Genomic DNA, 23429 nt, shown 5'->3' with positions numbered 1-23429 from the left:
GAGCCGAGGGAGGCCTATGCCCAATTCATCCACGCAACGTCCCCAGGACGTTAATCTTTCTGTTGTCGATTTATACACCATCGGCATTGGACCATCGAGTTCGCATACCGTTGGCCCCATGCGGGCCGGTTACCGGTTTTGTCTGGAAATGGATGCCCGTAAACTTTTGCCCCAAACCGGCAGCGTAATTGTTGACCTTTACGGGTCGTTGGCCCTGACGGGTAAAGGGCACGCCACGGACACGGCGGTTTTAATGGGGCTGTGCGGGCAACGCCCGCGCTCGGTCGATCCCGATCAAATTGGTCCGACGATTGATGCGATCAAACGCGATAGCTGCCTGATGCTGTTTGACCAGCAGAAAATTGATTTTCACTTTGAAAATAATCTGGTTTTTCATATGGATGAAAGCCTGCCCCAGCACCCTAACGGGATGCGAATTACGGCTTATGACCGTGACGGGGTAAAGCTGCATTGCCAGGAATATTTTTCGGTTGGCGGCGGTTTTATTGTTTCAGGGGATGACCGCGGGGCGGAATATTCCGGCGATAACATTATCCTGCCGCATCCCTTCTCATCGGCCGACGAATTGATGTCGATTTGCAAGGAACAGGGATTATCCATCGCTGAAATTATGATGGAAAATGAAAAATCCTGGCGCGCGGCCGATGAAACCTATGAATTCGTCGACCGGGTTTATAACGCGATGATGAACTGCATTGATCGCGGCTGCGCCACACCAGGTATTTTACCTGGCGGGTTAAATGTAAAGCGTCGGGCCAATAAACTGTATCGCGAACTGGTGGACCGTCCCGAAGCCGGGTTGAAAGACCCGCTAACCGTGATCGACTGGGTGAACCTGTATGCCCTGGCCGTGAACGAGGAAAATGCGGCTGGCAGCAAGGTTGTGACCGCGCCGACCAATGGGGCGGCGGGGGTGATTCCGGCTGTTTTGCGATATTATGAACGGTTTTGCGCCAATGTAACCCAGACAAAAATTCGTGAATTTTTGCTAACTGCGGCGGCTATTGGCTCGATTTATAAAAAACGGGCCTCGATTTCAGCCGCCGAAGTGGGGTGCCAGGGGGAAGTGGGCGTAGCCTGTTCGATGGCGGCAGGGGCATTGTGTGCCGTGATGGGCGGCACACCGGAGCAGGTTGAAAATGCCGCCGAAATTGGCATGGAACACAATTTGGGCCTGACATGTGACCCGATTGGCGGTTTGGTACAGGTACCGTGCATTGAACGTAACACCATGGGGGCGGTCAAGGCGATTAACGCATCCCGGCTGGCCCTGCGGGGCGATGGACAACATACCGTATCGCTGGACCGTGTGATCGAAACCATGCGCCAAACCGGGGCGGATATGCAAAGCAAATACAAGGAAACCAGCCAGGGGGGGCTGGCCGTGAATGTCAACGTTGTTGAATGTTGATCTGACGATGGCTTTTTAAACAGATTTGGGAACTGTCACCGTCATAAAAGGCGGTTCTGCACCCGAAAATGTCGCTGATATGGTCAAATATGGCCGCAATGGACGCCTCGAAGGCCGGATGATGTCGGCTTTTGGGGCGTTTTGCGTTTTTGGATGATGATATCACCCTATTCCAGCCGGATTATCGCCACCAATCGCCGGTAGCGTTGGGAAACTAATGTTAAACTAAAACTAAAATTAAACCGGAAAAATCCGGCAGATTGGTTGGGTTAATATAATGAGTGAAAAACTGTTCCGCATTTATGTGGCGGTCAGCCTTGATAGCTATGTCGCCCGTTCAAACGGGGCGGTCGACTGGCTTGACGACTATGACCCGCAAGAATTCAATTTTGAAAAATTCCTTGATGAGGTGGGAACGCTGATCATTGGTCGCCGGACGTTTGACCAGGTCATGTCGTATGGTGAATGGCCATACGGGGACCGGCGTACCGTTGTTTTAACGTCGCATCCACTTGGCGATGATGCCCCGGAAAATACGGTTGCCTTTGGCGGAAGCCTGATGGAACTGACCGATGCCTTGCGCAATGAACGGCTTGATAACGGCGATGTCTGGATTGTTGGCGGGGCAAGCGTGATCAATCAGTTCTTGTATGCCAATATGATCGACAAACTGGACATGTTTGTCATCCCGGTTGTTCTGGGTCAGGGGATTTCCCTGTTTGACAAGGAAACCAGCCATTTACAACCATCCCCCGTGGCGACCCATATTTATCCGTCCGGTGTTGTCCGGCTGGAATATAGCCTGAAATAACCCGGTTGCGGTGCGACAGGGCGGTGGTGATTTGTGCCTGTCAGGGCTGTTTTGGCAAACTGTCTGTCTTAAGGGAAAAACGCTTTAGTTCGTTGGCTTTTGGCAAGGATGCCGACTGGCAAGGACCAACGCGTTGTGGCAATAATGACGTGCCGATAGCCCTGAATATAGGGCTATCGGCATTTTGTTTGTGATGCTTAATTTTGATGTTTTGTCAGGTCATCACGCAGTTTGTCGGCGAATTCGACCAATGACTGCGAGGCGGTCAGGGGCCAGTCATTATCCAGCACCATTTGCATGCCGTCCTGATAATGGTTTTCCACTGTCAGGCCATCTTTTAAGGCTGGCAAATCGCCTTCCAGCTTAACCTTGATGCGGTTATGCAGGGTAAGCTGCCAGAAGCCGGGTTGCATCCATGTCCAGAATTCGATGATATCTGCCGAAACCGGAATAGCGGTTTGGGCATCCATGTCGGTGCTGTCCTGGTCAAAAACACGGTATCCGGCCCGGCGAAAACCGGTTGTGATGGCTTCTTTTACCTGATTGGCAACAGTTTCGCCTTCGGGCAACAATACATCGCCAAGAGCCTTGCCAAATCCACCACGTTTGCGGGCATAGGCCCGTTCGGTGATGCTGCTATCGTCGATTTTCGCATCAGAAAGCGACGGGATATCGGCTGATCGTGGTTTGATCTGGAATTCGCGGTTATCAACAACATTTACCAACCGAATAGCCGTGCCGTTTTGCGGGTTGGGCGACGAAGATGGCGCATTGATATCGACGACGCTACGCCCAACGGCACAGGCGCCTAAAAATAGCATGGCGCCAACAACGGCAGCCATACGAAGCTGTTTGAACAACACAAATCCCCCTTGTGCGTTTAAGAAAGGCGATCTGTTTAGCCTTTGCTTATATGGCGCGCAAGTATTTGGGGAATAAGTATTTTTTATGCCCCACTAACGAGTGGGTTTTTACTATTCGCGATGATAGGGATGGTTGGTTTGAATGGCGTGGGCGCGAAAAAGCTGTTCGGCGATCAGGGCGCGGACCAGCATATGGGGCCAGGTTGCCTTGCCCAGTGACCACATGGCATTGGCGCGGGCTTTTAGTGCATCACCGTGGCCGTCGGCGCCCCCAATGGCAAAGGCAATATTGCCGCCATTCTGATCGATCCAGCCTTCAAGCTTTTTGGCAAAATCGATGGATCCATATTCGCGTCCGTGTTCGTCCAGCGCGATCAGAAAGGCATTTTCGGGGATGGCGGCCAGTAAAAGTTCTGCTTCGCGGGCCTTAAGCTGGGCGGCGGGCAGTTTTTTCTTTTCCTCGACCTCGCGCAGGGCAAAGGGCCAGCGCAGGCGGGCGACGTAATGGTCGAACAAATCCTTTTCCGGGCCTGCCTTGATGCGGCCTACAGCGGCAAGGGTGATTTGCATGTGGGGTCGCCCATTCGTTTTATGGCAAATTTCGGTGGAAAAGATTGTCGGCGTTTTGCGTAATGTTTCGTACAAATTTCGTCGAAGGTTCGCAGAAACCCGAACGCCAATTCCTATCGGGCTAAAATATGCAGCCCTGATAAAAATTTACAGATGCCTGTTGCCCCAAGCGGCAAAGGGCTGATGGCCCGGCGGAATGCGCCGGGCGACAGCAAGGCGCAGCCAATCAGTACAGACGGGCTGCTTGTTGTTTCAAGGCCGGGTTTTCAACGCCCCACATCTGTTCGATGTTGTAAAAGGCGCGAACTTCGGGGCGGAACAAATGAATGATCACATCACCCGCATCCACCAGAACCCAGTCACCCTGTTCGGTGCCCTCGGCCTGCGCACGGCCCTGGCCTGAACTTTTCAGGGTTTCAACAATATGTTCCCCCATCGAGGCAACCCGGCGCGAGCTGGAGCCTGATGCGATGATCATATAATCAGCCATGGCTGTTTTGTCGGTAAGATTAATGGTGACAAGATCTTCGGCCTTGTCGTCCGTCAGTGTTTCCTGAATAAGAGCAAGCAACTCGCTCGGTGTCAGGCGTTGTTTCGCGGTAATTATTGTCGCCACCTTAATTTAGGGTGGATGTTCGCCGCCATCACGCGGAAATTAAAACATCCACAGGTCAAACCTGCCATCGGCCTTCGGCGCGAATCGCCGTAGAGGAAGCCGGATGGCGCCGTATCGGCAGGTAAACCCAAGCTGGTGTTTCCATATCGGCCAGCAAACCTGCCTTTTCTGCGGCAATGCGCCAGCGTTCCATACGCTGTGCTGCGGTGCCACGCAATGCTTTATTAGAATAACCCTCGCGATCAAGAACCGCAATGGGCGCGCAATACATCAATTTTTCCCAGAACTTCCAGCGATCAAATTGTGCCAGATTGTCAGCGCCCATCAGCCAGACAAAACGCGTTTGGGTAAAACGGCGTTGCAAGGCTGCAAGTGTGTCGGCGGTATAACGGGTGCCAAGCTGGGTTTCAATTGCAGAAACAACAATGCGGGGATGTTGTGCAATCATTTGTGCCGAATCAAAGCGTTCCGTCAGCCCGGCCATGCCCTGACGGGACTTTAGCGGGTTTTGCGGCGATACCAGCCACCATACTTCGTCAAGATGCAATCGCTTTAACGCTTCAAGTGAAATATGCAAATGGCCCTCGTGGGCGGGGTTGAAAGACCCGCCCAGTAATCCGACTCGGGGTGGGGCATTGTGACGGCGCGGAATGCGAACGCTCATCACGGGCGGGTTTGCCCGGTGCCACGCACCACATATTTATAGCTGGTCAATTGTTCGACTCCGACCGGGCCACGTGCATGCAACTTGCCGGTCGAAATGCCAATTTCCGCGCCCATGCCAAATTCGCCGCCATCGGCAAACTGGGTTGATGCATTGACAATGACAATGCCGCTATCCACCCCGTTTAAAAATGCCTCGGTCGCGGCGCTGTCTTCGGCCAGGATGGCATCGGTGTGGTGTGACCCGTAATGGTTAATGTGGTGAATGGCATCTTTTACGCCATCAACGGTTTTGATCGACACAATCGCATCAAGATATTCGGTTGACCAGTCAGCCTCGGTTGCCGGTTTGATGCGGGCATCAAGACCACAGGCGGTGTCGTCGCCACGCATTTCACAGCCTGCTTTGGCAAGGGCATCGGCAAGGGCGGGTAACAGAGTGCCAATAACGGCACGATCAATTAAAACGGTTTCGGTCGAGCCACAAACCCCCACCCGGCGCATTTTGGCATTCAGCACAATGTCGTTAATTTTGGCAGGGTTGGCACTGGCGTGAATATAGGTGTGGCACAGCCCTTCCAGATGTTTGAACAACGGAATACGGCTTTCATCGGTGATGCGCTGGATCAGGGATTTGCCCCCGCGCGGTACAATCACGTCAATATAATCCGACAGTTTCAGCATTTCGCCAACCGCCGCGCGGTCGGTCACCGGGATCATTTGAATGCAGGCGTCGGGCAGGCCAGCCTCGATCACGCCCTGTTTCATGCAATCAAAAATGGCGCGCGACGAATTAAAGCTTTCCGACCCGCCGCGCAAAATGGCGGCATTGCCCGATTTAAGGCACATGGCGGCGGCATCGGCCGTGACGTTGGGGCGGCTTTCATAAATGATGCCAATCACACCAAGCGGCACACACACGCGCGCAATATCCAGCCCGTTATGTTCCGGGGTCCAGCGTGCCATTTCGCGACCAACGGGATCGTTTTGTCTGGCAACGTCTTCAACACCCTTTGCCATCGCTTCAACGCGGGCCGGGGTAAGTTCCAACCGATCCAGCAGGGCGGCCGTCAGGCCTTTTTTGCGCCCGCCTTCCATATCAACCGCATTGGCAGCCAGAATTTTATCGGCATTTTCGCGGATCAGCCGTGCGGCATAATTCAGGGCATCAATTTTTGGCTGTGACGGGACCTGGGCCAGAATCAAGGCAGCATCGCGTGCGGCAATGCCGATGCGAAGCATAAGGTGTGAAATGTCCTGGTTTTCAGTGCTGGCAAGTGCCGTCATGGTCCCGTTTCCGTTTGTGGGCACCGCTGGTTTGGGGCGGTGCGGTCTTAAATTGTAAAATCGTCAACAAATTAGCAACATAGTCCGCCCCGCATACAACTGCAATCACCTTGGTGCTGTTTGCGGCTGCGGTTTATTACGGATCCAAACTATGTCGGATTTTCGCTTTTTGCGGGTGATATTTCATACCGGTACTGGGCCGCGTCTGTTACCGTGATGCTTCGGGTTTCTTCATTGGTGTGACTGATGGGGAATAATAGGGAATATGGTGCGGTAATTTGCCTGGCAACCTGCCAAATCCATAACTGCCCCCGCAACTGTAAGTGCCGGTTGCCTCCTTGATGTCACTGGGGTTCACCCCCGGGAAGACGGAATGGCAACAATCGGCACAAGTCAGGAGACCTGCCCGAATTTTTGTCACTGACAGGATCAGTAAAACTGGCCTGTTCATGCACGGTGGGTGCAAGAAAGGATTATATTATGCATATCGAACCTGGCGTCGTTGACGGCGCCAAAATCGCATTAAGCTATGCCACAGCAACCGGTGCGGTGGGGATGGCCATGAAAATGGCAGTCGATACCGCACGTCGCGATGGTGTTGGCTCGCTTCTGGTGCGCAGCCTGATAACCACAGCGCTGGTTTTTTTCTTTTTCGAGGTACTGCCCCATCACCCGGTCGGGGTGTCGGAAGTTCATCTGATTTTGGGATCAACCCTGTTTCTGATTTTCGGCGCGGCCCCGGCGGCCATCGGTCTGGCGTTGGGTTTGCTGGTGCAGGGGGTGTTCTTTGCCCCGTTCGATCTGCCGCAATACGGCATGAACCTGACGACGCTTCTGGTGCCATTGTTTGCAATGGGTGTGCTGGCGGAAAAGGTTATTCCGCGCAAACGTGCCTATAAGGATGTTTCATATTGGCAGGCGCTGGTGCTTTCAACGTCCTATCAGGGCGGGATTGTGTGCTGGGTTGGTTTCTGGGCCTTTTATGGTCAGGGCTTTGGCATGGAAAATGTCGGCCATGTTGCCAGTTTTGGGGCGGCCTATATGACGGTTGTGCTGGTCGAACCGCTTATTGATCTGGCTATTCTGGCGGCGGTTAAAACCCTGTATCGTTTTCGCGATAGCGGGCTGTTCGAGCGCCGGTTATATTGCGCGGCAAACTAGCAGGCCACTTTGGTTTTAATTTTGGCTTTGACGTTGGGGCATTTCCGGCTTGGGCTGGAAATGCCCTTTTTGTGTTAAGGCAGGGCCGTTGTTTCGATGTTTCACACAATATGTTGCCCTTCATGTGCTTGCCAAATTGCCTAATACGGGCCATTTGTGGAAGGTGGGTTTGGGGAAATGGTTCATTGTGCTGGCGTTTTGCGGCATTGCCCACATCGGGGACGGGTTCAACAAGGATTAAGACGTGAAAAAAACCGGTGCAAAAGAATCGTCGGCCCGCGCCGATCTGGGCGTGATCAAAACCTTTCTGCCCTATTTATGGCCCAAGGGCGAAAAGGAACTGAAAATTCGCGTTGTGGTCGCGCTTTTGTTCCTGGTCGGGGCGAAGGTCGCCAATGTGTATGTGCCGGTTCTATACAAATATGCTGTTGATGCACTGGGCGGGGGCAAGGCTGCTGCCAATGGTGATGTTGCGGCTTTGGTGACGGTGCCGGTCAGTCTGATTATCGGCTATGGCCTGGTTCGGGTGTTATCCTCGGCCTTTGGTGAAATTCGCGATGCGGTTTTTGCCAAGGTTGCCCAGCGCGCCATTCGCAATTCGGCCCTAAGCGTGTTTGAACATTTACATGCGTTATCGTTGCGCTTTCATCTCGACCGTCAGATGGGCGGGCTGTCGCGTGCCATTGAACGCGGGGTGAAGGGCATTGAATTTTTGCTGTCCTTCATGCTGTTCAACATCCTGCCGACCCTGCTTGAGATCGTGATGGTGTCGGTCATTTTGTGGGTTCTTTATGATGTCTGGTTCGCGCTGATCACGTTTGTGACCATCATCATCTATATTGCCTTTACCCTGATCGTGACCGAATGGCGGATGAAATATCGCCGCGAAATGAACATGCGCGACGACGAAGCCAATACCAAGGCGATTGACAGCCTGATCAATTATGAAACGGTCAAATATTTCAATAACGAAGCGCATGAATCATCGCGCTATGACCATGCCTTGCGCGGATATGAAGTTGCCGCCGTCAAATCGCAGGAATCGTTATCGAAGCTGAATATTGGTCAGGGGGCAATTATTGCGGTTGGCCTGGTTTTAAACATGTTGCTGGCGGCAAATGGCGTTAAAAACGGCAATATGACCGTGGGCGATTTTGTGCTGGTAAATACCTATCTGTTACAGCTTTACATGCCGCTGAACTTTTTGGGATTTGTCTATCGCCAGATCAAACAGTCGCTGACCGATATGGAACGCATGTTTTCCCTGCTTGATGTTGGCAAGGAAGTGGAAGATAGCCCCGGTGCCCGTGATCTTGTGTGTCAGGAAGCCACGGTGCGGTTTGAAGATGTGCATTTTGCCTATAACGAAGACCGGCAAATTCTAAAAGGGGTCAGCTTTGAGGTGCCGGCAGGCAAGACAGTTGCTGTGGTTGGCCCCAGTGGTGCCGGTAAATCAACATTAACCCGGTTGATGTTTCGTTTTTACGATGCCTCAAGCGGGCGTATCACCATTGACGGGCAGGATGTGCGCGATGTGACTCAAGGGTCGTTGCGCCGCTCCATTGGCATTGTGCCGCAAGATACCGTGCTGTTTAACGATACCATTGCCTATAACGTTGCCTATGGTCGCCCCGGTGCCGGGCAGGACGAAATTGACAATGTTGCCAGCCTTGCCAGCATTCGTGATTTCATCAATAGCTTGCCCGACGGGTTTAAAACCATGGTTGGTGAACGTGGCCTGAAACTTTCGGGCGGCGAAAAACAGCGGGTTTCGATTGCGCGGATGTTGCTAAAACGCCCGAAAATCATGATTTTCGACGAAGCGACGTCAGCCCTTGATACCCGAACGGAAAAGGATATTCAGCAAGCCCTGCGCGACGTATCGCGCGGGCATACCACGCTGATTATTGCGCACCGTTTATCCACCGTGATCGATGCCGACGAAATTATTGTGTTGCGCGATGGCAAGGTGGCCGAACGCGGCCGCCACCATGATTTGCTGGAACAAAACGGCCTGTATGGCGAAATGTGGGCGCAACAACAGGAAATCCGCCAGGCCGAAGAAATTTTGGCCCATGCCGGTGCCACCGAGGCCGCAACAAAACCCAAATAGGCAAGGCCATACATTTATGGCCTGAACAAAGGGCGGGGCTGCAAAATTGCGGGCCCACTTTTTTATTGCTATCTGCATGTGTGGTAACATGGTGGTGGTGTTTTAGCTGGCGCAGGAAAAAGATGATTACGGGGTGGCAGACAGGGCTGCGCGCGCAGGATTTTACCCGATTACAGGGCTTGCAACGCGCACAGGCAGGGTTGCGGGGGCAAAATTGCGCAGCAGGGCTTGTTGATGGCGGCGTTTGGCCGGTCTTATCGGGGTATGGGGCCTGCATTGCCGGGACAATCCCGTTGGGGCTGGGTTTGCCTGCGTCTGACATTGATATTTTGGTCAATACCGATGATTTGAACGGCTTTGCCACTGTTTGCACCGGCAGATTTTCACATTTTGACGGTTTTCACATTTATAACCGTGCGGCAACCCGCCATGTGGGCGCAGCGGTGGTGGTGCAGTTTATGATCTCGTGCCCGAACCAAAAGCCCGAACAGGTGGAAATTTTTGCCACCAACAAACCGGCACACCACCAGTACGGGTTTCGCCATATGGTGGTTGAAGCCCGTATTCTCGATATGCTGGATGCGGAGTTTCACAACCGGATTATTGCCCTCAAACAGGCCGGGGTTAAAACCGAACCTGCATTTGCCCGGATATTGAAAATTGCCGGTGATCCCTATACGGGCCTTGATGCGCTGTTTGATTTTTCGCCATCGCAATTAAAGCAATGGTTGCTTTGGGGGGCGGTGAATGGTGGTAGTTCACCGTCAAATTTTACGTAAGCATTTGTTGTGGCGCTTATTGTTCGTTTAGCAAACGTACAGGCGCACCAATGGCAATTTCCGCCCCGGTAATGACACGGCAGGTAACCCCGCCCCGCCATTCAGGTCGCAGGGCATTTTCAAGGCCGGGTGCGGCTTCTTCCATGCGTTTGCACGGGTCGGTTTCGCCAGATACCTCTAAAACGAGATCGCCAATGGCAAAACGGGCACCAACATGTCGCGGCAGGGAAAAATCGGAAACCAGCAGGTTTGCCCGCCTTACTGTCCAGTCCAGGTCGGGCCGGTCAATATCGGCACAGGCGGCCTGCCAGTCTTCCCTGGCCATTACAGTGACCTTGCGCTTTTTTAATTTACCACGATGATCGCCATCCAGCCCCAGTTCCACCGATACCGAAATCAGGTCCAGGGTTTCCATTTTGGCATAAGGGGCGGCTTTGCGGGCGATGCCGCAAAGCGTGCCCGTCATCGGCTGTTGGGCAATCGCGTTATTGTTGGCGTTGGATGACGTCATGGTGGTGAAGGATCCGTTATATTGTGATCAGCTTTTCCATTGTCCCGAAACCACCCAGCGACCGGCAAAGTTTTCGGGCACCTGAATGGTTTGGCGCGGGGCGCCGGTATCATCGCGTTCGGGGTAATCGGTGGTGTAATGCAGGCCCCGGCTTTCGCGGCGCCACAGGGCAGACTGAATGATCAGCTTTGCCACCACCGACAGGTTGCGCAATTCCAGCAAATCGTTGCTAACGCGGAAATTGCCGTAATATTCGTCAATTTCAGACAGCAGCAAATCAATACGGTGCTGGGCGCGTTGCAGACGTTTTGTGGTGCGAACAATACCGACAAAATCCCACATCACGTTGCGCAACTGTTCCCAGTTATGGGCAACGATGACTTCTTCGTCAGAATCGGTAATGCCGGTTTCATCCCACGGCGGCAAATCTGTAAAGCGGTCATCAACGGGCAGGGCCTCGATAATGTCGCGCGATGCGGCTTCGCCAAATACCAGGCATTCCAGCAATGAATTGGATGCCAGCCGGTTGGCCCCATGCAGGCCGGTGCCGGCACATTCGCCAATGGCATAAAGGCCGGTCAAATCGGTTCGTCCGCGAAGGTCGGTCAAAATACCGCCGCAGGTATAATGGGCAGCAGGCACCACCGGGATCGGTTCGCGGGTCATATCAATGCCAAAACCCAGGCAGGTTTCGTAAATCGTCGGGAAATGCTCGCGGATAAAATCCGCCCCCTTGTGTGAAATATCCAGATAAACACAATCGCTGCCCAGACGTTTCATTTCGTGGTCAATCGCGCGGGCCACAATGTCGCGCGGGGCCAGTTCGCCGCGTTCGTCAAACCGGTCCATGAAACGGGTGCCGTCGGGCAACAGCAATTTGCCGCCTTCGCCGCGTACTGCTTCGGAAATCAGAAACGATTTGGCCTGCGGATGATACAGGCAGGTAGGGTGAAACTGGCTAAATTCCATATTCATTACCCGGCAACCGGCCCGCCATGCCATGGCAATGCCATCGCCGGTGGACCCATCGGGGTTGGATGTGAACCGGTACACCTTGCTGGCCCCACCGGTGGCCAGTACCACGGTTCGGGCATTAAAACTTTTCACCCGGCCCGATTTTAAATCCAGCGCATAGGCCCCGACACAGCGGCGGCCTTCGCCCCCCAGCTTGCGGTCGGTAACCAGGTCAATCGCCAGGTAGTTTTCAAAAATATCAATGTTGGGGTGGTCAATCGCCTGTTTTTGCAAGGTCGTTTGTACCGCACGGCCCGTGGCATCGGCGGCATGGACAATGCGGCGGTGGCTGTGCCCGCCTTCGCGCGTCAAGTGAAAGGGCTGATCATTGCCACCTTCGGGGTCGCGGGTTAAATCAATGCCCAGTTCATCCAGCCATTTAATCGCGGCGGGTGCATTTTGGGCAACAAATTCAACAGTTTCGCGTTTGCACAAACCGGCCCCGGCATTCAGGGTGTCTTCGACATGGTTTTCGATGCTGTCTGCGGCATCAAGCACGGCGGCAATGCCACCCTGCGCATAATTGGTTGAACCTTCGTCAACTTTGCCCTTGGACAAAATGGCAACCTTGACATGCGGGGCAACTTTAAGCGCGGTGCTTAACCCGGCTGCACCACTGCCAATGACAAGTACATCATAGTGATAAGAAAGATCGGTCATAATTTCCCATCATGTGAAGGGTTGTTCGCATTGTTGCCCCCGCCAACGCGGCAGAATAGGACTGTGTGCGCGCAATCTCAAACATTATTGCAACATACTTGACGACGGGCTGTATTGTGGAATGATCCGGCATCGCCTTGCGACTGCCTGTTTTTTGCCCTGAATATGGGCTTAAGGTGCAGCATCATAACGTGGCAATAGCTGTTTTCATCTGACTGTGTTTCGCGCGACAAAGGATAGTAACCATGACTGATAATGACCAGCAGGAACGGACAAGCGTTGATACCGGTACGGCACAGCATCACGGTGGGTGCCATTGCGGCGCAGTACGTTATCAGGTGCATGGTGACATAGAGGATGCGACGCTGTGCCATTGCCATTTATGCGCCAAGCTGCACGGGCATGTCAGTGCCTATGCCTCGGTCAATAAGGACGAATTGCAGTTGACCGCCGATGAAGGATTGCGCTGGTATCGTTTGTCGGAAAAAACTGACCGCGGGTTTTGCAAGGAATGTGGATCGGCGCTGTTCTGGCGGGTAGTTCGGTCTAAAAACATTGCCCTGACGCCGGGAACGCTGGATGGTCCGTCGGGTATTAAAACCAAATCGCAAATTTTTTGCGCGTTCAAGGGCGATTATTACCCGCTTGATACATCCATTCCGGCATTTGATCACGATGATTAATGGCACCATTCCCGCAATATAAAAAGCGGATTGTCACCATTAAACGATCCGCGTTTTAAATGTTGGCCGGTATTGCCCGGCGGGCCGTATCGCCGGGCGATTATTGGTCAGTAATGCCGGGCACTTTCATCCAGGTCAGTTCGTGTTTGTTGTTATACAAATGCACTACCTTTGATCCGGGGATATCGGCAAACTGTGTAACAGCGGCGTGGTCGGTATCGCCCTGCATTTTGATGGTGCAGATAAAGTTGGTGGCCATGCCTGCATCCATCCACTGGTTAACCAGCCGAAACAGACGATCCGGGTAACAGATTACATCCGAACATAACCAGTCGATATGACCGATCTTTTCCGGCTCCAGCCCAAACGCACTTTCCTGACGGAAATCAACCCGGGGCAAGGTGCCAATGCGCGGGTCCAGTTTGGCTTTGTCCACCGAAATAACCGACGCACCGGTTTCGTGCAAAACCCAGGTCCAGCCACCCGGGCTACCGCCCAGATCCATCGTCATGTCACCTGCTTGCGGCATGATGCCCAACCGGGTGAAGGCTTCCCACAGTTTCAGATAGGCGCGGTTGGGCGGCGTGGTTTTGTCTTCTTCAAATTCGATTTCGCCGTTTTTCCACGGGCTGGAACAATCCATGGCGGCAATGATTGTATCAGGGTCGACCAGCGCCCAGGACCCTAATGGCGCCGTCGGGGCATTGTCGCCAAAAACCTGCCGTTTGGCCGACACATGGGGCAGGTTTGCTTCGATCAGTTTGGCACGTGAAAAATGGTCAAACTTGAACATGGCCCAGTTGCGCTGGTTAAAGCGCAAAATTTTGGCCGCCCCCTTGATCGAGGGAATGGCAATACGAACCGGGTTGCGCCACACATTTTGCGCCCAGAACACCCGTCTTTCGGGGCCGGGTGCAAACATTAACCGGTCGTGGGTTTCGATCACGTCGCCCAGTTCCTGGCGCAATTGTTCCTCGAACCCCACGGCGGCCAGATAACCGGTGGCGTTCATGGGTTCGATTACGGCATCGATGCCGTCGGGTGCGGAAAAAATGTCTGTCATGGGCTGCTTTTACCGCGCTTTTCAGGTCGGTAAAAGCAGCAAATATTCATACCCCACCGAAACATTGGCTCTCGCTGACAACAGGTGCCGGTTTACCAGAAATCCTCGCGACGGACGGTAAAGGTTTCCGAAATGGTGGCGTATTCCTGATAGCCAAGGCGGGTAAGGGGCTCAAACAGGGTAATATCGACCATGCCGTTTACGATAACCGTATCGTCAATATGAATGCCAACCACCGTGCCAATAACCATGGTGTTGGGTTTTTCCGGGTTGGGGCTGGGCAGGTCCACAATCTGGAAAACCTTGCATTCCATATGAACCGGTACCCCCTTGATCAGGTGCGGTTTAACAACAGAGGCGGGCAGTTTTTCCAGTCCGGCATGGTCAAATTCATCCTGATCGGCGCGAAGCGGGGCCGAACACAGGTTAATTTCACGCAACATGGATTTTGGCGTGATGGCTGCTACAAATTCGCCGGTCGCGCGGGCATTGGCGGCACTGTCGCGGGATGCGCCACTGGCACCAAACATCACCATTGGCGGATTGCCGCAAACCGCATTGAAAAATGAATAGGGTGCAAGGTTGGCGTGGCCTTCGGGGCTTAATGTCGATATCCAGCCGATGGGGCGGGGCACAACGCAGGCCTTGAACGGATCATGCGGAAGATTGTGAGCGGTCTTTCCCGGTTCGTAAAACATCTGGTTTCCTTGTTTCAAATTCCGATTTTTGCCGCAATTCGCGGCTAGAGAAGAAAAATTGCCAAATAATTGGCCCAAATATTTTGCAACGCAACGGGACTCTGCACATTTGCTGGTTTTTCGCGTCGCAGCCTGATTTTTCTTAATTTGCGGATTCCAGTCTGGCGAATCGGCTTTGATCAGCAAAATTCCCCAGTCTTTTGACGGTTATCAGTTAAGATTGTCTAAACAACTGAAATTCCATTCAAAGTATCGCGACTCCGCAATAATTTTCGGAGTCTGTTAACTTTTTGCGCTCATGATTTCCTCAAGTTTCAAGGGGGAACCGTGAAGGCATTATGACAAAGAAGCAAACTTTACCGCTTGATCAGGTTTTGGTAGGCGACTGCATCGAACTGATGAACAGCCTGCCGGAAAAATCGGTTGATCTGATCTTTGCCGATCCGCCCTATAATTTACAGCTGGGTGGTGATCTGCTGCGTCCCAACAATACCAAGGTTGATGCAGTGGACGATCATTGGGACCAATTCGAGAGTTTCCGCCATTACGACGAGTTCAGTCGGGACTGGCTGAACGCAGCACGGCGTGTGCTTAAAGACACCGGTGCGATCTGGGTGATTGGTTCCTATCACAATATTTACCGTGTTGGCACGGTGATGCAGGATATCGGTTATTGGGTGCTGAACGATATTGTTTGGCGCAAAACCAACCCGATGCCCAATTTCCGGGGCAAACGTTTTTGCAATGCGCATGAAACATTGCTGTGGTGTTCCAAAAATGCCGAGCAAAAGGCCATTACGTTTAACTACGAAGCCATGAAGCAGTTAAATGAAGGCCTGCAAATGCGGTCCGACTGGTTGCTGCCGATTTGTTCGGGCGGGGAACGCCTGAAGGATGACAAGGGTAAAAAGGTTCACCCGACCCAGAAACCCGAGGCATTGTTGCAGCGTGTGTTAATGGCAACCACCCGCCAGGGTGACGTTGTGCTTGATCCGTTTTTTGGCACCGGCACGACGGGTGCGGCAGCCCGCCGTTTGGGGCGCCATTTTATTGGTCTGGAACGCGAAGAAGACTATGCCAAGGCAGCGCGTGAACGTATTGCCAAGGTCCAGATGCTGGATGGGGAAAGCCTGGAACTGACCGAGTCAAAGCGGTCTTTGCCACGTATTCCGTTTGGCGCGGTGATCGAACGGGGCCTTTTGGCGCCGGGCGAGAAAATTTATGATAACCGCGGCAATGTGGCGGCACTTGTCCGGGCTGACGGATCGATTGCGCATAAGGATGCGGCAGGATCGATCCATCAGGTTGGGGCCCAGGTGCAGGGCGCACAGGCTTGTAATGGATGGACTTACTGGCATTACAAATGTGATGGGCGTTTGGTTTCGATTGATAATTTGCGCAGTCAGTTGCGCAAGGAAATGGGCCAGATGTCAGCCTGATTTTTTGGTTTTCGGGCCGAAAAAGCAGTTGTTCTGACAGAAATGTGAAGACCGAAACGCAGCATTGCGCGTTTCGGTCTTTCTGTTTTGCGGTGGTTTCTGCTATATATCAGGGGTTGATAGGTTTAGCAGATCGGAGAATATCATGCAGATTGGTGGTTATGGTGCAACTCCTGTACCCAATCCCGTGCAGATTCAGCAGGCCGCTGCCCCGATCGCCGAAACGGGTGGAAATGATTTGCAGGCCCCGCCTGCACAGCGCGTCGAGCAGGCCGCACAGGCCCAGGAAGCGCAGTCAAAACCGCTTGAAAGCACTGGGCGTGGCCAGATCGTTGATATCACCGCCTGATTTTTGCCTGTACTTGCTTTGATATTAAGGCCCGCATCCGTTTGCGGGCCTTTTTGTTGCGGGAAATATCGCCTTGAAACGGATTGAAACCGGCCTTTGGTTTCAATCCGTTTTTTTACAGGTGCGTTAACGCATGGCGGACGATTTTTTTCATCACGGTGGGCAAGGCAAAATCAGCCAGTCCGTCAATGCTGGTCCAGACACCATCGGGTTCAATCGCTGTGCTGTTGTCAAACCGGGTTGCGAGAATGGTGATATCAAGATGAAAATGGGTAAAAGTATGCCCGACTGTGCCGCTTAATTCGCGCCAGGTGGCGGTTAGCGGGGCCTGGTCGCGCATCAGTGTGTCGGGTGTGTCAATGGCGCGCCATTCGCTGCCGGGCACTTCATACAGACCGCCCAGCAAGCCGGTTTCGGGGCGGCGACGGATAAGGATTTTGCCATCGTCACGTTGAACCCAAAAGGCATATCCAACCCGGGTGGGTTTGGCCGGTTTTTTGCGCTTTTTGGGAAGATCCGGGGCAATGCCGGTTTTGCGCCCTTCACAAAATGCCTGCCACGGGCATATGCCGCAGGCCGGGTTGCGCGGTGTGCAAATCGTGGCGCCAAGGTCCATTAACGCCTGGGCGTAATCGCCGGGGCGGTCCGGCGGTGTCAGGGTGGCAGTTTTTTCCTTAATTTCAGGCTTAACGTCGGGAAGTGGTGTTTCCAGGGCAAATAACCGTGAAATTACCCGTTCAATATTGCCGTCTACCGGGCTGGATGGCCGGTTAAAGGCAATCGCCGACACGGCCGCAGCCGTATAGGGGCCAATACCGGGCAGTTTTAACAGGCCTTCTTCGGTATCGGGGAAATGCCCCTGATATTCACTGGCAACCACCTTGGCGCATTTGTGCAAATTACGCGCCCGGGCGTAATATCCCAATCCTTGCCAGGCGTGTAAAACGTCATCAAGTTCGGCGTTGGCAAGGTCGGTCACCGTTGGCCAGCGGGCCAGAAAGGCAGCAAAATACGGCCCCACTGTAATCACGGTGGTTTGCTGAAGCATGATTTCGGAAAGCCACACGTGATAGGGATTGGGCAAATCCCCCGGTTCCGAGCGCCACGGCAAGGTGCGATGATGGCGATCATACCAGTCAAGCATGGTGCGACGCAGTGTGGTGATGTCTTGGTCAGTGAAATGCACGGCGTTTCCGTGATATGTTAAGCAAATTGGCGAAAGCGGCGATAAAGTTGCTGCGAACCCTACGGAAGAAGCCGCGATGAGCAAGAGAAAAGATAGCAGTAATACGTTTGGCGCATCTGGCACGGATCAGGGGGGCACGCGTGTGGGGGCAAAAAACGCGGTTAAGAAACGCCAGAACATTACGCCGATGGGGTATAAGGACCGGCGCGCCGGATTGCGCAATGTGGCACCTATTTTATCAAACCTGACCCGCCCACTGGTACGCAAACGCGGCTTTTTTCAGGCCGAAATTCTTTTGCACTGGGGCGAAATTGTTGGCCCGGCACTGGAAGATTGTACGATTCCGGTGCGCTATAGCCCGCCGCGGGGTGAAAATGCTGGCGGTGGCACCCTGATGGTGCGGGTATCGGGGCCAATGGCGCTGGAATTGCAGCACCGGATGCCGCAAATCATTGACCGCGTGAATACCTATTTTGGCTATCGGGCGGTGGAACGCATTAAAATGATGCAGGGTGATATTTCCCGGCCCGAAGCCCGGGTACGTCGCCCGGTTAACGTGCCCGAAGGCCCCATTCGCCAGGATAGCGAAAAAGTGATCAATGAAATCGAAGACCCGGCCCTGCGGGAAGTGCTATTGCGTTTGGGTCGTCATGTTAGCGGGGCGGGAAAAAAATGACCAGAGACGCAATGTTGCGGCCTTTGGGTTGAATTTCCCCGCTGCTGATATGTGTGCGATGTGCATCGGGTGTCAGCTTTTGTCGAATCATTTCCCTGCAAAAGTTTAACACGGATTTGCCCCATTTGCGGGTGATGTTTGCGACTCGTTGGTTCAACAGCAACTTTGGGGGCTGTGTTGACTTAACGCCCGCAACCGGCTTGTAATCGCAAAAGTTTGTTTTATCGGAGGTTTCCTTGCTTAAGCCGTTTAAATACCTTGTTGCAGTGGTTGGTGTTTCTCTGGCGGCACTGACTGCCCAGGGGGCACATGCCACCGAATACAAAGAACATGTAATGGGTGCAGAAGACGCGCCGGTGACGATTGTTGAATATGCATCCTTCACCTGCCCGCACTGCGCACGATTTGCCAACGAGGTATTTCCCGAGGTCAAAAAAGAATTGATCGATACCGGCAAAGTAAAATGGATCTATCGTGATTACCCGTTGGACGGGGTTGCGGTACGGGCCTCTGCCGTGGCGCAATGCTCGGGCGATGACCGTTATTTTGGCGTGCTGGAATTGCTGTTTAAATCGCAGCTGACCTGGGCGCGTAGTAACGATCCGATAGAAGGCATCAAACAGGTTGCACGGTTTGCCGGTATGGATGGTGAAACGGTTGACAAATGTCTGGCCGACGAAGAACTGATTAACGGTATTGTCGGGTCGCGCCTGGAAGCGGAACAGAAATACAACGTTAACGCAACGCCGACTTTCCTGATTGATGGTAAAACCTATTCCGGTGAAAAGGATTTGAAATTCTTTGCCGACAAGGTTGATGATCTGACCAACTAAAACCAGGTGGCATTGATTGAAGCCAATCAATGCGGTATCTGGCCGGTCATCGTTATATATGTTGCGCGGCGTTGTCGTGCCTGGTCAGTTCGCCATAAGGTCGCCTTATGGCGAACTGTGATAAAAGATTGAAACATGATTTACCGGCGCGTTATGGAATGCGCCGGTAAAACACACGGGCCTGTATCGGCCAGGGGAACTGATTGGTCCAATTCAAGTCGCTACGACTGACGGGGTTTAAATCCTTCGTCGATTCAACCGAATTGCTGGTTGAAGACGGGCTGACAGGTGTTGTCGGCCCGAATGGTTGTGGCAAATCCAATCTGGTTGAAGCCCTGCGCTGGGTGATGGGCGAAACATCGGCCAAGCAAATGCGCGGCTCGGATATGTCCGACGTTATTTTTGGCGGCACATCCACCCGCCCGGCGCGCAATGTGGCCGAAGTGGCGGTGGTGCTTGATAACGCCGAACGTCGTGCGCCTGCGATGTTTAATGATCATGAAGAACTTGAAGTCGTGCGCCGTATCGAACGGGGTGGTGGCTCTAACTACAAGGTGAATGGCAAGGATGTGCGCGCGCGCGATGTGCAGTTGCTGTTTGCCGATGCGGCAACCGGCGCGCGGTCCAATGCCATGGTGTCGCAGGGCAAAATTGGTGCGCTGATCGGGGCCAAACCATCGCAGCGCCGCCTGGTGCTGGAAGAAGCCGCCGGGATTACCGGCCTGCATTCGCGCCGTCACGAGGCCGAGTTACGCCTGAAAAGTGCCGATCAGAACCTTGAACGTCTTGAAGATGTTTTGGTTACCCTTGATAGCCAGATTTCATCACTGCAAAAACAGGCCCGGCAGGCCCAACGTTATCGCAAACTTAGCGAAAGTATTCGCCAGACCGAAGCCCTGCTGTTTCATATTCGCTGGCAGGAAGCGGCGAAACGCCAGCAGGATGCCCGCGAGTTGCTGGTGACCGGGGAATCTGCCGTTCGCGATTTAACCGCCGAAGTCACCCGTGCGACCACCGGGCAAGCCCATATTGCCGCCAGTCTGCCCGATTTGCGCAAGCAGGAAGCCGAAGCCAGTGCTGCCTTGCAGCGCCTGATGATCGAGCGCGAAGGACTGGATAAGGACAAACAGCAAATTGAAACGCAGATGGCGCAATTGCGCGCCCGTGTTCAGCAAATTGACGCCGATTTATCGCGCGAGGCGGAATTGGCCAATGATGCCCAGGGGGCATTGGACAAGCTGAAACGTGAACGCGAGGATTTAAGCGAAGCCCAGGGCGGCGAGGATGACGAACTCGACGATGCCCGTGAACGTGCTGCTGAAAAAGCCTTGCGGGTCGAAGAACTTGAAACTGCAGTTGATGATTTGACCACCCGGGCCGCCGCCGAGGATGCACGGTTAAAATCAGTTCAGCAGCGCCTGTCGGAACTGGGCGCGCGACGTATTCGTTTGACGGATCGTTATGACGAAGCGGTCGCGAAACTTGATGATATTCGGGTCGAGGCCGATTTTAGTGATGCCCTTGAAGATGCCGAAATGGCATTGGAAGAATGCGAGGAAACGGTTGAGCAGCGCAAAATGGCGATTGAAGACGCCGAAATGCGCCTGGCAGAGTTACATGACCGTGAAGATGCCGCCAAAATTGCCGAAAATGACGCCCGCGATGCCCAGCGTGATGTTGAGGCGCGTAAAACCCGCCTGATCGCGGAAATTGATGGTTTGGAAAGTCTGGTTAAAACCAGCGCGGATGATGAATATACCCCGATGATCGAACAGATCACGGTACAGGGCGGGTTGGAATTGGCGGTGGCAGCGGCCCTTGGTGAAGACCTTGATGCGCCTGATGCCATCGAATCCCCAACCCATTGGGCCGGGGTTGACCCCTTGCCCGATGACCCGGCTTTGCCTGATAATGTTCAGGCCCTGGCAAAATTTGTCCAGGCACCGGCATTGTTAAACCGGCGTTTATGGCAAATTGGCGTTGTTGAAGACGACTCCACGGGGAACTGGCTGTGCAAGGATTTGAAAACCGGGCAGCGGCTGGTATCGCGTGATGGTGCATTGTGGCGGTGGGATGGCTATCGCATTTTGGCCGGGGCGGAACTGGCGGCGGCAGCCCGTCTGCGCCAGCGGAACCGGCTGGAAGAATTGCGCGCCGAACGCGATGAAATGAACGATGTGGTCGAGGAAAGCATGGAACGGGCCGAAACGGCACGTGAAAATGTGGAACGCCTGAACGACCAGATTACCGAAGCCCGTAGTGCCGAACAGGAAGCCCACCGTGCGGCGCGCAAAGCCGACAGCCAGCTTGCGCGGGCGCGTGAAGAAATTGCCAACATCAAACGCGATGCCAGTGCCATTGAAGGGCGGTTGCAAAGCGCGGAAGAGGTGGTTAACCGCACCCGTCAGGATCTTGATGAACTGATCGCCGAGCAGGAAGAGCTTGCCGCAACCCCGCAGGAAAGCAGTGAAGGGTTGATTGAAATTAAGGCCGCGCTAAATGAAAAGCGCGCTGATCTTTCCGATGCGCGCGCCGATCAGATGGAAGCCAGAAGCCAGCTTGAGCGGATGCAGCGCGATATGTCGGGGCGGCGCAAGCGGCTGGAATTTGTGGAAAATGAAATTGCCACCTGGAACGAGCGGGCATCGGGCGCGGGTGACCGTGTAGCCCAATTGCGCGAACGCCAGGAAGAAGCGCAAATGGAACTGGAAGAACTGGAGCTGCGGCCCGACGAGATCGAGGAACGCCGCGCTATTTTGACCGACCGTATTGCCTTTGCCGAGCAAACCCGCAAGGACAGTGCCGACGCCCTGGTAAATGCCGAAACCGCCCAGCGCGAAGCCGACCAGCATTTGAAAGATGCGGAACAAAAACTGGCCGATGCCCGAGAAGGCCGGGTGCGGTGCGAGGCGTTGCTGGAGCAGGCCGAACAACACCGCCGCGATTTGATCGAACGTATTCGCGAACGGGTGAATGCAACGCCTGACCAGTTGGCCGAGCTTGCCATGCTGGACCAGAACGAAGACCTGCCTGCTGAAAACGATATTGAAGCCCGGCTTGGCCGCCAGTCGCGTGAACGCGAAAACCTTGGCGCAGTTAATTTGCGTGCCGAGGTCGAGCTGGCCGAAATGGAAGAACAGAAAAATACCCTGGTCACCGAGCGCGACGATTTGCTGGCCGCCATCGACAAGTTACGCAATGGCATTAACCAGCTTAACCGGGAAGCCCGTCAGCGCCTTAACAAGGCGTTTGAGGAGGTCGACAAGCACTTCCAGCAATTGTTCGTCCGTTTGTTTGGCGGTGGGCACGCGCATTTGATGCTGACCGATGCCGATGATCCGTTAAATGCAGGCCTCGAAATCATGGCATCGCCGCCGGGTAAAAAATTGCAGCATCTTTCATTGCTGTCAGGCGGCGAACAGGCCCTGACCGCAATGGCGTTGCTGTTTGCCGTGTTTATGACCAACCCGGCCCCTATTTGCGTGCTGGACGAAGTTGATGCCCCGCTTGATGATGCCAACGTAGACCGTTTTTGCCGGTTGCTTGAGGCAATTGGCCGTCATGCAAATACGCGATTCATGGTGATTACCCATCATCGCATGACGATGGCCCGGATGAATCGTTTATTTGGTGTGACGATGGCAGAACGGGGTGTATCGTCGCTGGTATCGGTTGATTTGCGTCAGGCCGAAGTTTATTCGCAAAAAGAACAGCATGAGCTTGATTTAACCAGTTAGGGTGAACAGGGCCTGAAATACGCCAATTCATGTCCTCTAACCTAGGGAAACCGCCGGTTGCAAGGTGGTGAGGGTTGTTTCCGGGCATGGGTGTAGCAAGAGTGATCCCGAACACACCTGAGAGGGTGTTAGGGCTGTTTTTTGTTAAAAATTGTTATTTTTCAATTTGTTAAGTGGGGTTTTCCATGCTGCGAGCATCCGGGTTTTACGGCTTGACAGCCTATGGGGGGCTAAGTATGTTGCCCGCGCCTTTCCTTGTGTTGCCAGCAAGGCTGTTACAGCGGA

At 53.7% G+C, this 23429-nt stretch carries 21 protein-coding genes and 1 riboswitch; of the genes, 11 read left to right on the top strand and 10 right to left on the bottom strand.

The window, feature by feature from the left end:
• Positions 1–16: 16 nt before the first annotated feature.
• Together J4E05_RS08385 and J4E05_RS08380 are read left to right on the top strand one after the other, a co-directional pair.
• Positions 17–1432: an L-serine ammonia-lyase gene (locus tag J4E05_RS08385; RefSeq protein ID WP_349594238.1), complete on the top strand. Its 1416-nt coding sequence runs from the start codon at positions 17–19 to the stop codon at positions 1430–1432.
• Positions 1433–1709: 277 nt separating this feature from the next.
• Entirely contained in the window at positions 1710–2243 is a 534-nt protein-coding gene (locus J4E05_RS08380) for a dihydrofolate reductase family protein (RefSeq protein ID WP_085588585.1), read from the top strand.
• Between the two features lie 197 nt (positions 2244–2440).
• On the opposite strand, the gene J4E05_RS08375 is transcribed toward J4E05_RS08380, so the two are convergent.
• The 5 genes from J4E05_RS08375 to J4E05_RS08355 all read right to left on the bottom strand — a co-directional run bounded on the left by J4E05_RS08375 (position 2441) and on the right by J4E05_RS08355 (position 6242).
• The gene (locus J4E05_RS08375; RefSeq protein WP_349594234.1) at positions 2441–3103 is read right to left on the bottom strand and encodes a hypothetical protein; all 663 of its coding nucleotides are present in this window, start codon (positions 3101–3103) and stop codon (positions 2441–2443) included.
• Positions 3104–3217: 114 nt separating this feature from the next.
• Positions 3218–3676, bottom strand: a complete 459-nt coding sequence (gene rlmH, locus J4E05_RS08370) for a 23S rRNA (pseudouridine(1915)-N(3))-methyltransferase RlmH (RefSeq protein WP_085588589.1) — start codon at positions 3674–3676, stop codon at positions 3218–3220.
• Between the two features lie 226 nt (positions 3677–3902).
• Complete coding sequence (gene rsfS / locus J4E05_RS08365) at positions 3903–4292, bottom strand: ribosome silencing factor (protein WP_085588592.1); 390 nt, start codon at positions 4290–4292, stop codon at positions 3903–3905.
• 55 nt (positions 4293–4347) lie between these two features.
• Positions 4348–4956, bottom strand: coding sequence for a nicotinate-nucleotide adenylyltransferase (locus J4E05_RS08360; RefSeq protein ID WP_085588594.1), 609 nt, complete (start codon positions 4954–4956; stop codon positions 4348–4350).
• Positions 4956–6242: a glutamate-5-semialdehyde dehydrogenase gene (locus tag J4E05_RS08355; protein WP_349594229.1), complete on the bottom strand. Its 1287-nt coding sequence runs from the start codon at positions 6240–6242 to the stop codon at positions 4956–4958. Before J4E05_RS08355 ends, J4E05_RS08360 begins: the two co-directional genes overlap by 1 nt.
• Positions 6243–6448: 206 nt before the next feature.
• Positions 6449–6666, top strand: a riboswitch (cobalamin riboswitch).
• A gap of 56 nt (positions 6667–6722) precedes the next feature.
• On the opposite strand from J4E05_RS08355, the gene J4E05_RS08350 reads away from it, so the two are divergent.
• The 3 genes from J4E05_RS08350 (at position 6723) to J4E05_RS08340 (ending at position 10295) form a co-directional block, all read left to right on the top strand.
• Positions 6723–7403 (top strand): energy-coupling factor ABC transporter permease, encoded by a 681-nt coding sequence (locus J4E05_RS08350; protein ID WP_349594227.1) that lies wholly within the window; start codon positions 6723–6725, stop codon positions 7401–7403.
• A gap of 244 nt (positions 7404–7647) precedes the next feature.
• The gene (locus J4E05_RS08345) at positions 7648–9516 is read left to right on the top strand and encodes an ABCB family ABC transporter ATP-binding protein/permease (protein ID WP_085588599.1); all 1869 of its coding nucleotides are present in this window, start codon (positions 7648–7650) and stop codon (positions 9514–9516) included.
• 122 nt (positions 9517–9638) lie between these two features.
• The gene (locus tag J4E05_RS08340) at positions 9639–10295 is read left to right on the top strand and encodes a DUF4269 domain-containing protein (RefSeq protein WP_349594224.1); all 657 of its coding nucleotides are present in this window, start codon (positions 9639–9641) and stop codon (positions 10293–10295) included.
• Positions 10296–10311: 16 nt separating this feature from the next.
• Here J4E05_RS08340 and J4E05_RS08335 read toward each other — a convergent pair whose 3' ends face one another.
• Together J4E05_RS08335 and nadB are read right to left on the bottom strand one after the other, a co-directional pair.
• Entirely contained in the window at positions 10312–10806 is a 495-nt protein-coding gene (locus J4E05_RS08335) for an MOSC domain-containing protein (RefSeq protein WP_349594222.1), read from the bottom strand.
• 27 nt (positions 10807–10833) lie between these two features.
• Complete coding sequence (gene nadB / locus J4E05_RS08330) at positions 10834–12480, bottom strand: L-aspartate oxidase (RefSeq protein WP_349594219.1); 1647 nt, start codon at positions 12478–12480, stop codon at positions 10834–10836.
• 245 nt (positions 12481–12725) lie between these two features.
• Between nadB and J4E05_RS08325 the strand changes: the two genes are divergently transcribed.
• Positions 12726–13163: a GFA family protein gene (locus tag J4E05_RS08325; protein ID WP_085588605.1), complete on the top strand. Its 438-nt coding sequence runs from the start codon at positions 12726–12728 to the stop codon at positions 13161–13163.
• 100 nt (positions 13164–13263) lie between these two features.
• Here J4E05_RS08325 and J4E05_RS08320 read toward each other — a convergent pair whose 3' ends face one another.
• Positions 13264–14226, bottom strand: coding sequence for an SAM-dependent methyltransferase (locus tag J4E05_RS08320; protein WP_349594215.1), 963 nt, complete (start codon positions 14224–14226; stop codon positions 13264–13266).
• Between the two features lie 92 nt (positions 14227–14318).
• The gene (locus J4E05_RS08315) at positions 14319–14924 is read right to left on the bottom strand and encodes a flavin reductase family protein (protein ID WP_349594212.1); all 606 of its coding nucleotides are present in this window, start codon (positions 14922–14924) and stop codon (positions 14319–14321) included.
• 338 nt (positions 14925–15262) lie between these two features.
• Here J4E05_RS08315 and J4E05_RS08310 point away from each other — a divergent pair, with 338 nt between their 5' ends.
• Both J4E05_RS08310 and J4E05_RS08305 read left to right on the top strand, forming a co-directional pair.
• Positions 15263–16363 carry a site-specific DNA-methyltransferase gene (locus J4E05_RS08310; protein WP_139835481.1) on the top strand — a complete coding sequence of 367 codons (1101 nt, stop codon included), beginning with the start codon at positions 15263–15265 and terminating at the stop codon, positions 16361–16363.
• A 145-nt stretch (positions 16364–16508) separates the two neighbouring features.
• Positions 16509–16712: a hypothetical protein gene (locus J4E05_RS08305; protein ID WP_085588610.1), complete on the top strand. Its 204-nt coding sequence runs from the start codon at positions 16509–16511 to the stop codon at positions 16710–16712.
• Between the two features lie 115 nt (positions 16713–16827).
• On the opposite strand, the gene mutY is transcribed toward J4E05_RS08305, so the two are convergent.
• Positions 16828–17898, bottom strand: a complete 1071-nt coding sequence (gene mutY, locus J4E05_RS08300; protein WP_349594208.1) for an A/G-specific adenine glycosylase — start codon at positions 17896–17898, stop codon at positions 16828–16830.
• A gap of 76 nt (positions 17899–17974) precedes the next feature.
• Here mutY and J4E05_RS08295 point away from each other — a divergent pair, with 76 nt between their 5' ends.
• The 3 genes from J4E05_RS08295 to smc all read left to right on the top strand — a co-directional run bounded on the left by J4E05_RS08295 (position 17975) and on the right by smc (position 23144).
• The gene (locus J4E05_RS08295) at positions 17975–18574 is read left to right on the top strand and encodes a DUF721 domain-containing protein (protein WP_085588782.1); all 600 of its coding nucleotides are present in this window, start codon (positions 17975–17977) and stop codon (positions 18572–18574) included.
• A gap of 236 nt (positions 18575–18810) precedes the next feature.
• Positions 18811–19407 (top strand): DsbA family protein, encoded by a 597-nt coding sequence (locus J4E05_RS08290; protein ID WP_246832848.1) that lies wholly within the window; start codon positions 18811–18813, stop codon positions 19405–19407.
• Between the two features lie 203 nt (positions 19408–19610).
• The gene (gene smc, locus J4E05_RS08285; RefSeq protein WP_349594203.1) at positions 19611–23144 is read left to right on the top strand and encodes a chromosome segregation protein SMC; all 3534 of its coding nucleotides are present in this window, start codon (positions 19611–19613) and stop codon (positions 23142–23144) included.
• Positions 23145–23429: the final 285 nt, after the last annotated feature.

The organism is Thalassospira sp. NFXS8, from assembly GCF_040148805.1.
Classification (GTDB): domain Bacteria; phylum Pseudomonadota; class Alphaproteobacteria; order Rhodospirillales; family Thalassospiraceae; genus Thalassospira.
This window is presented reverse-complemented; position numbering and strand designations above follow the sequence as displayed.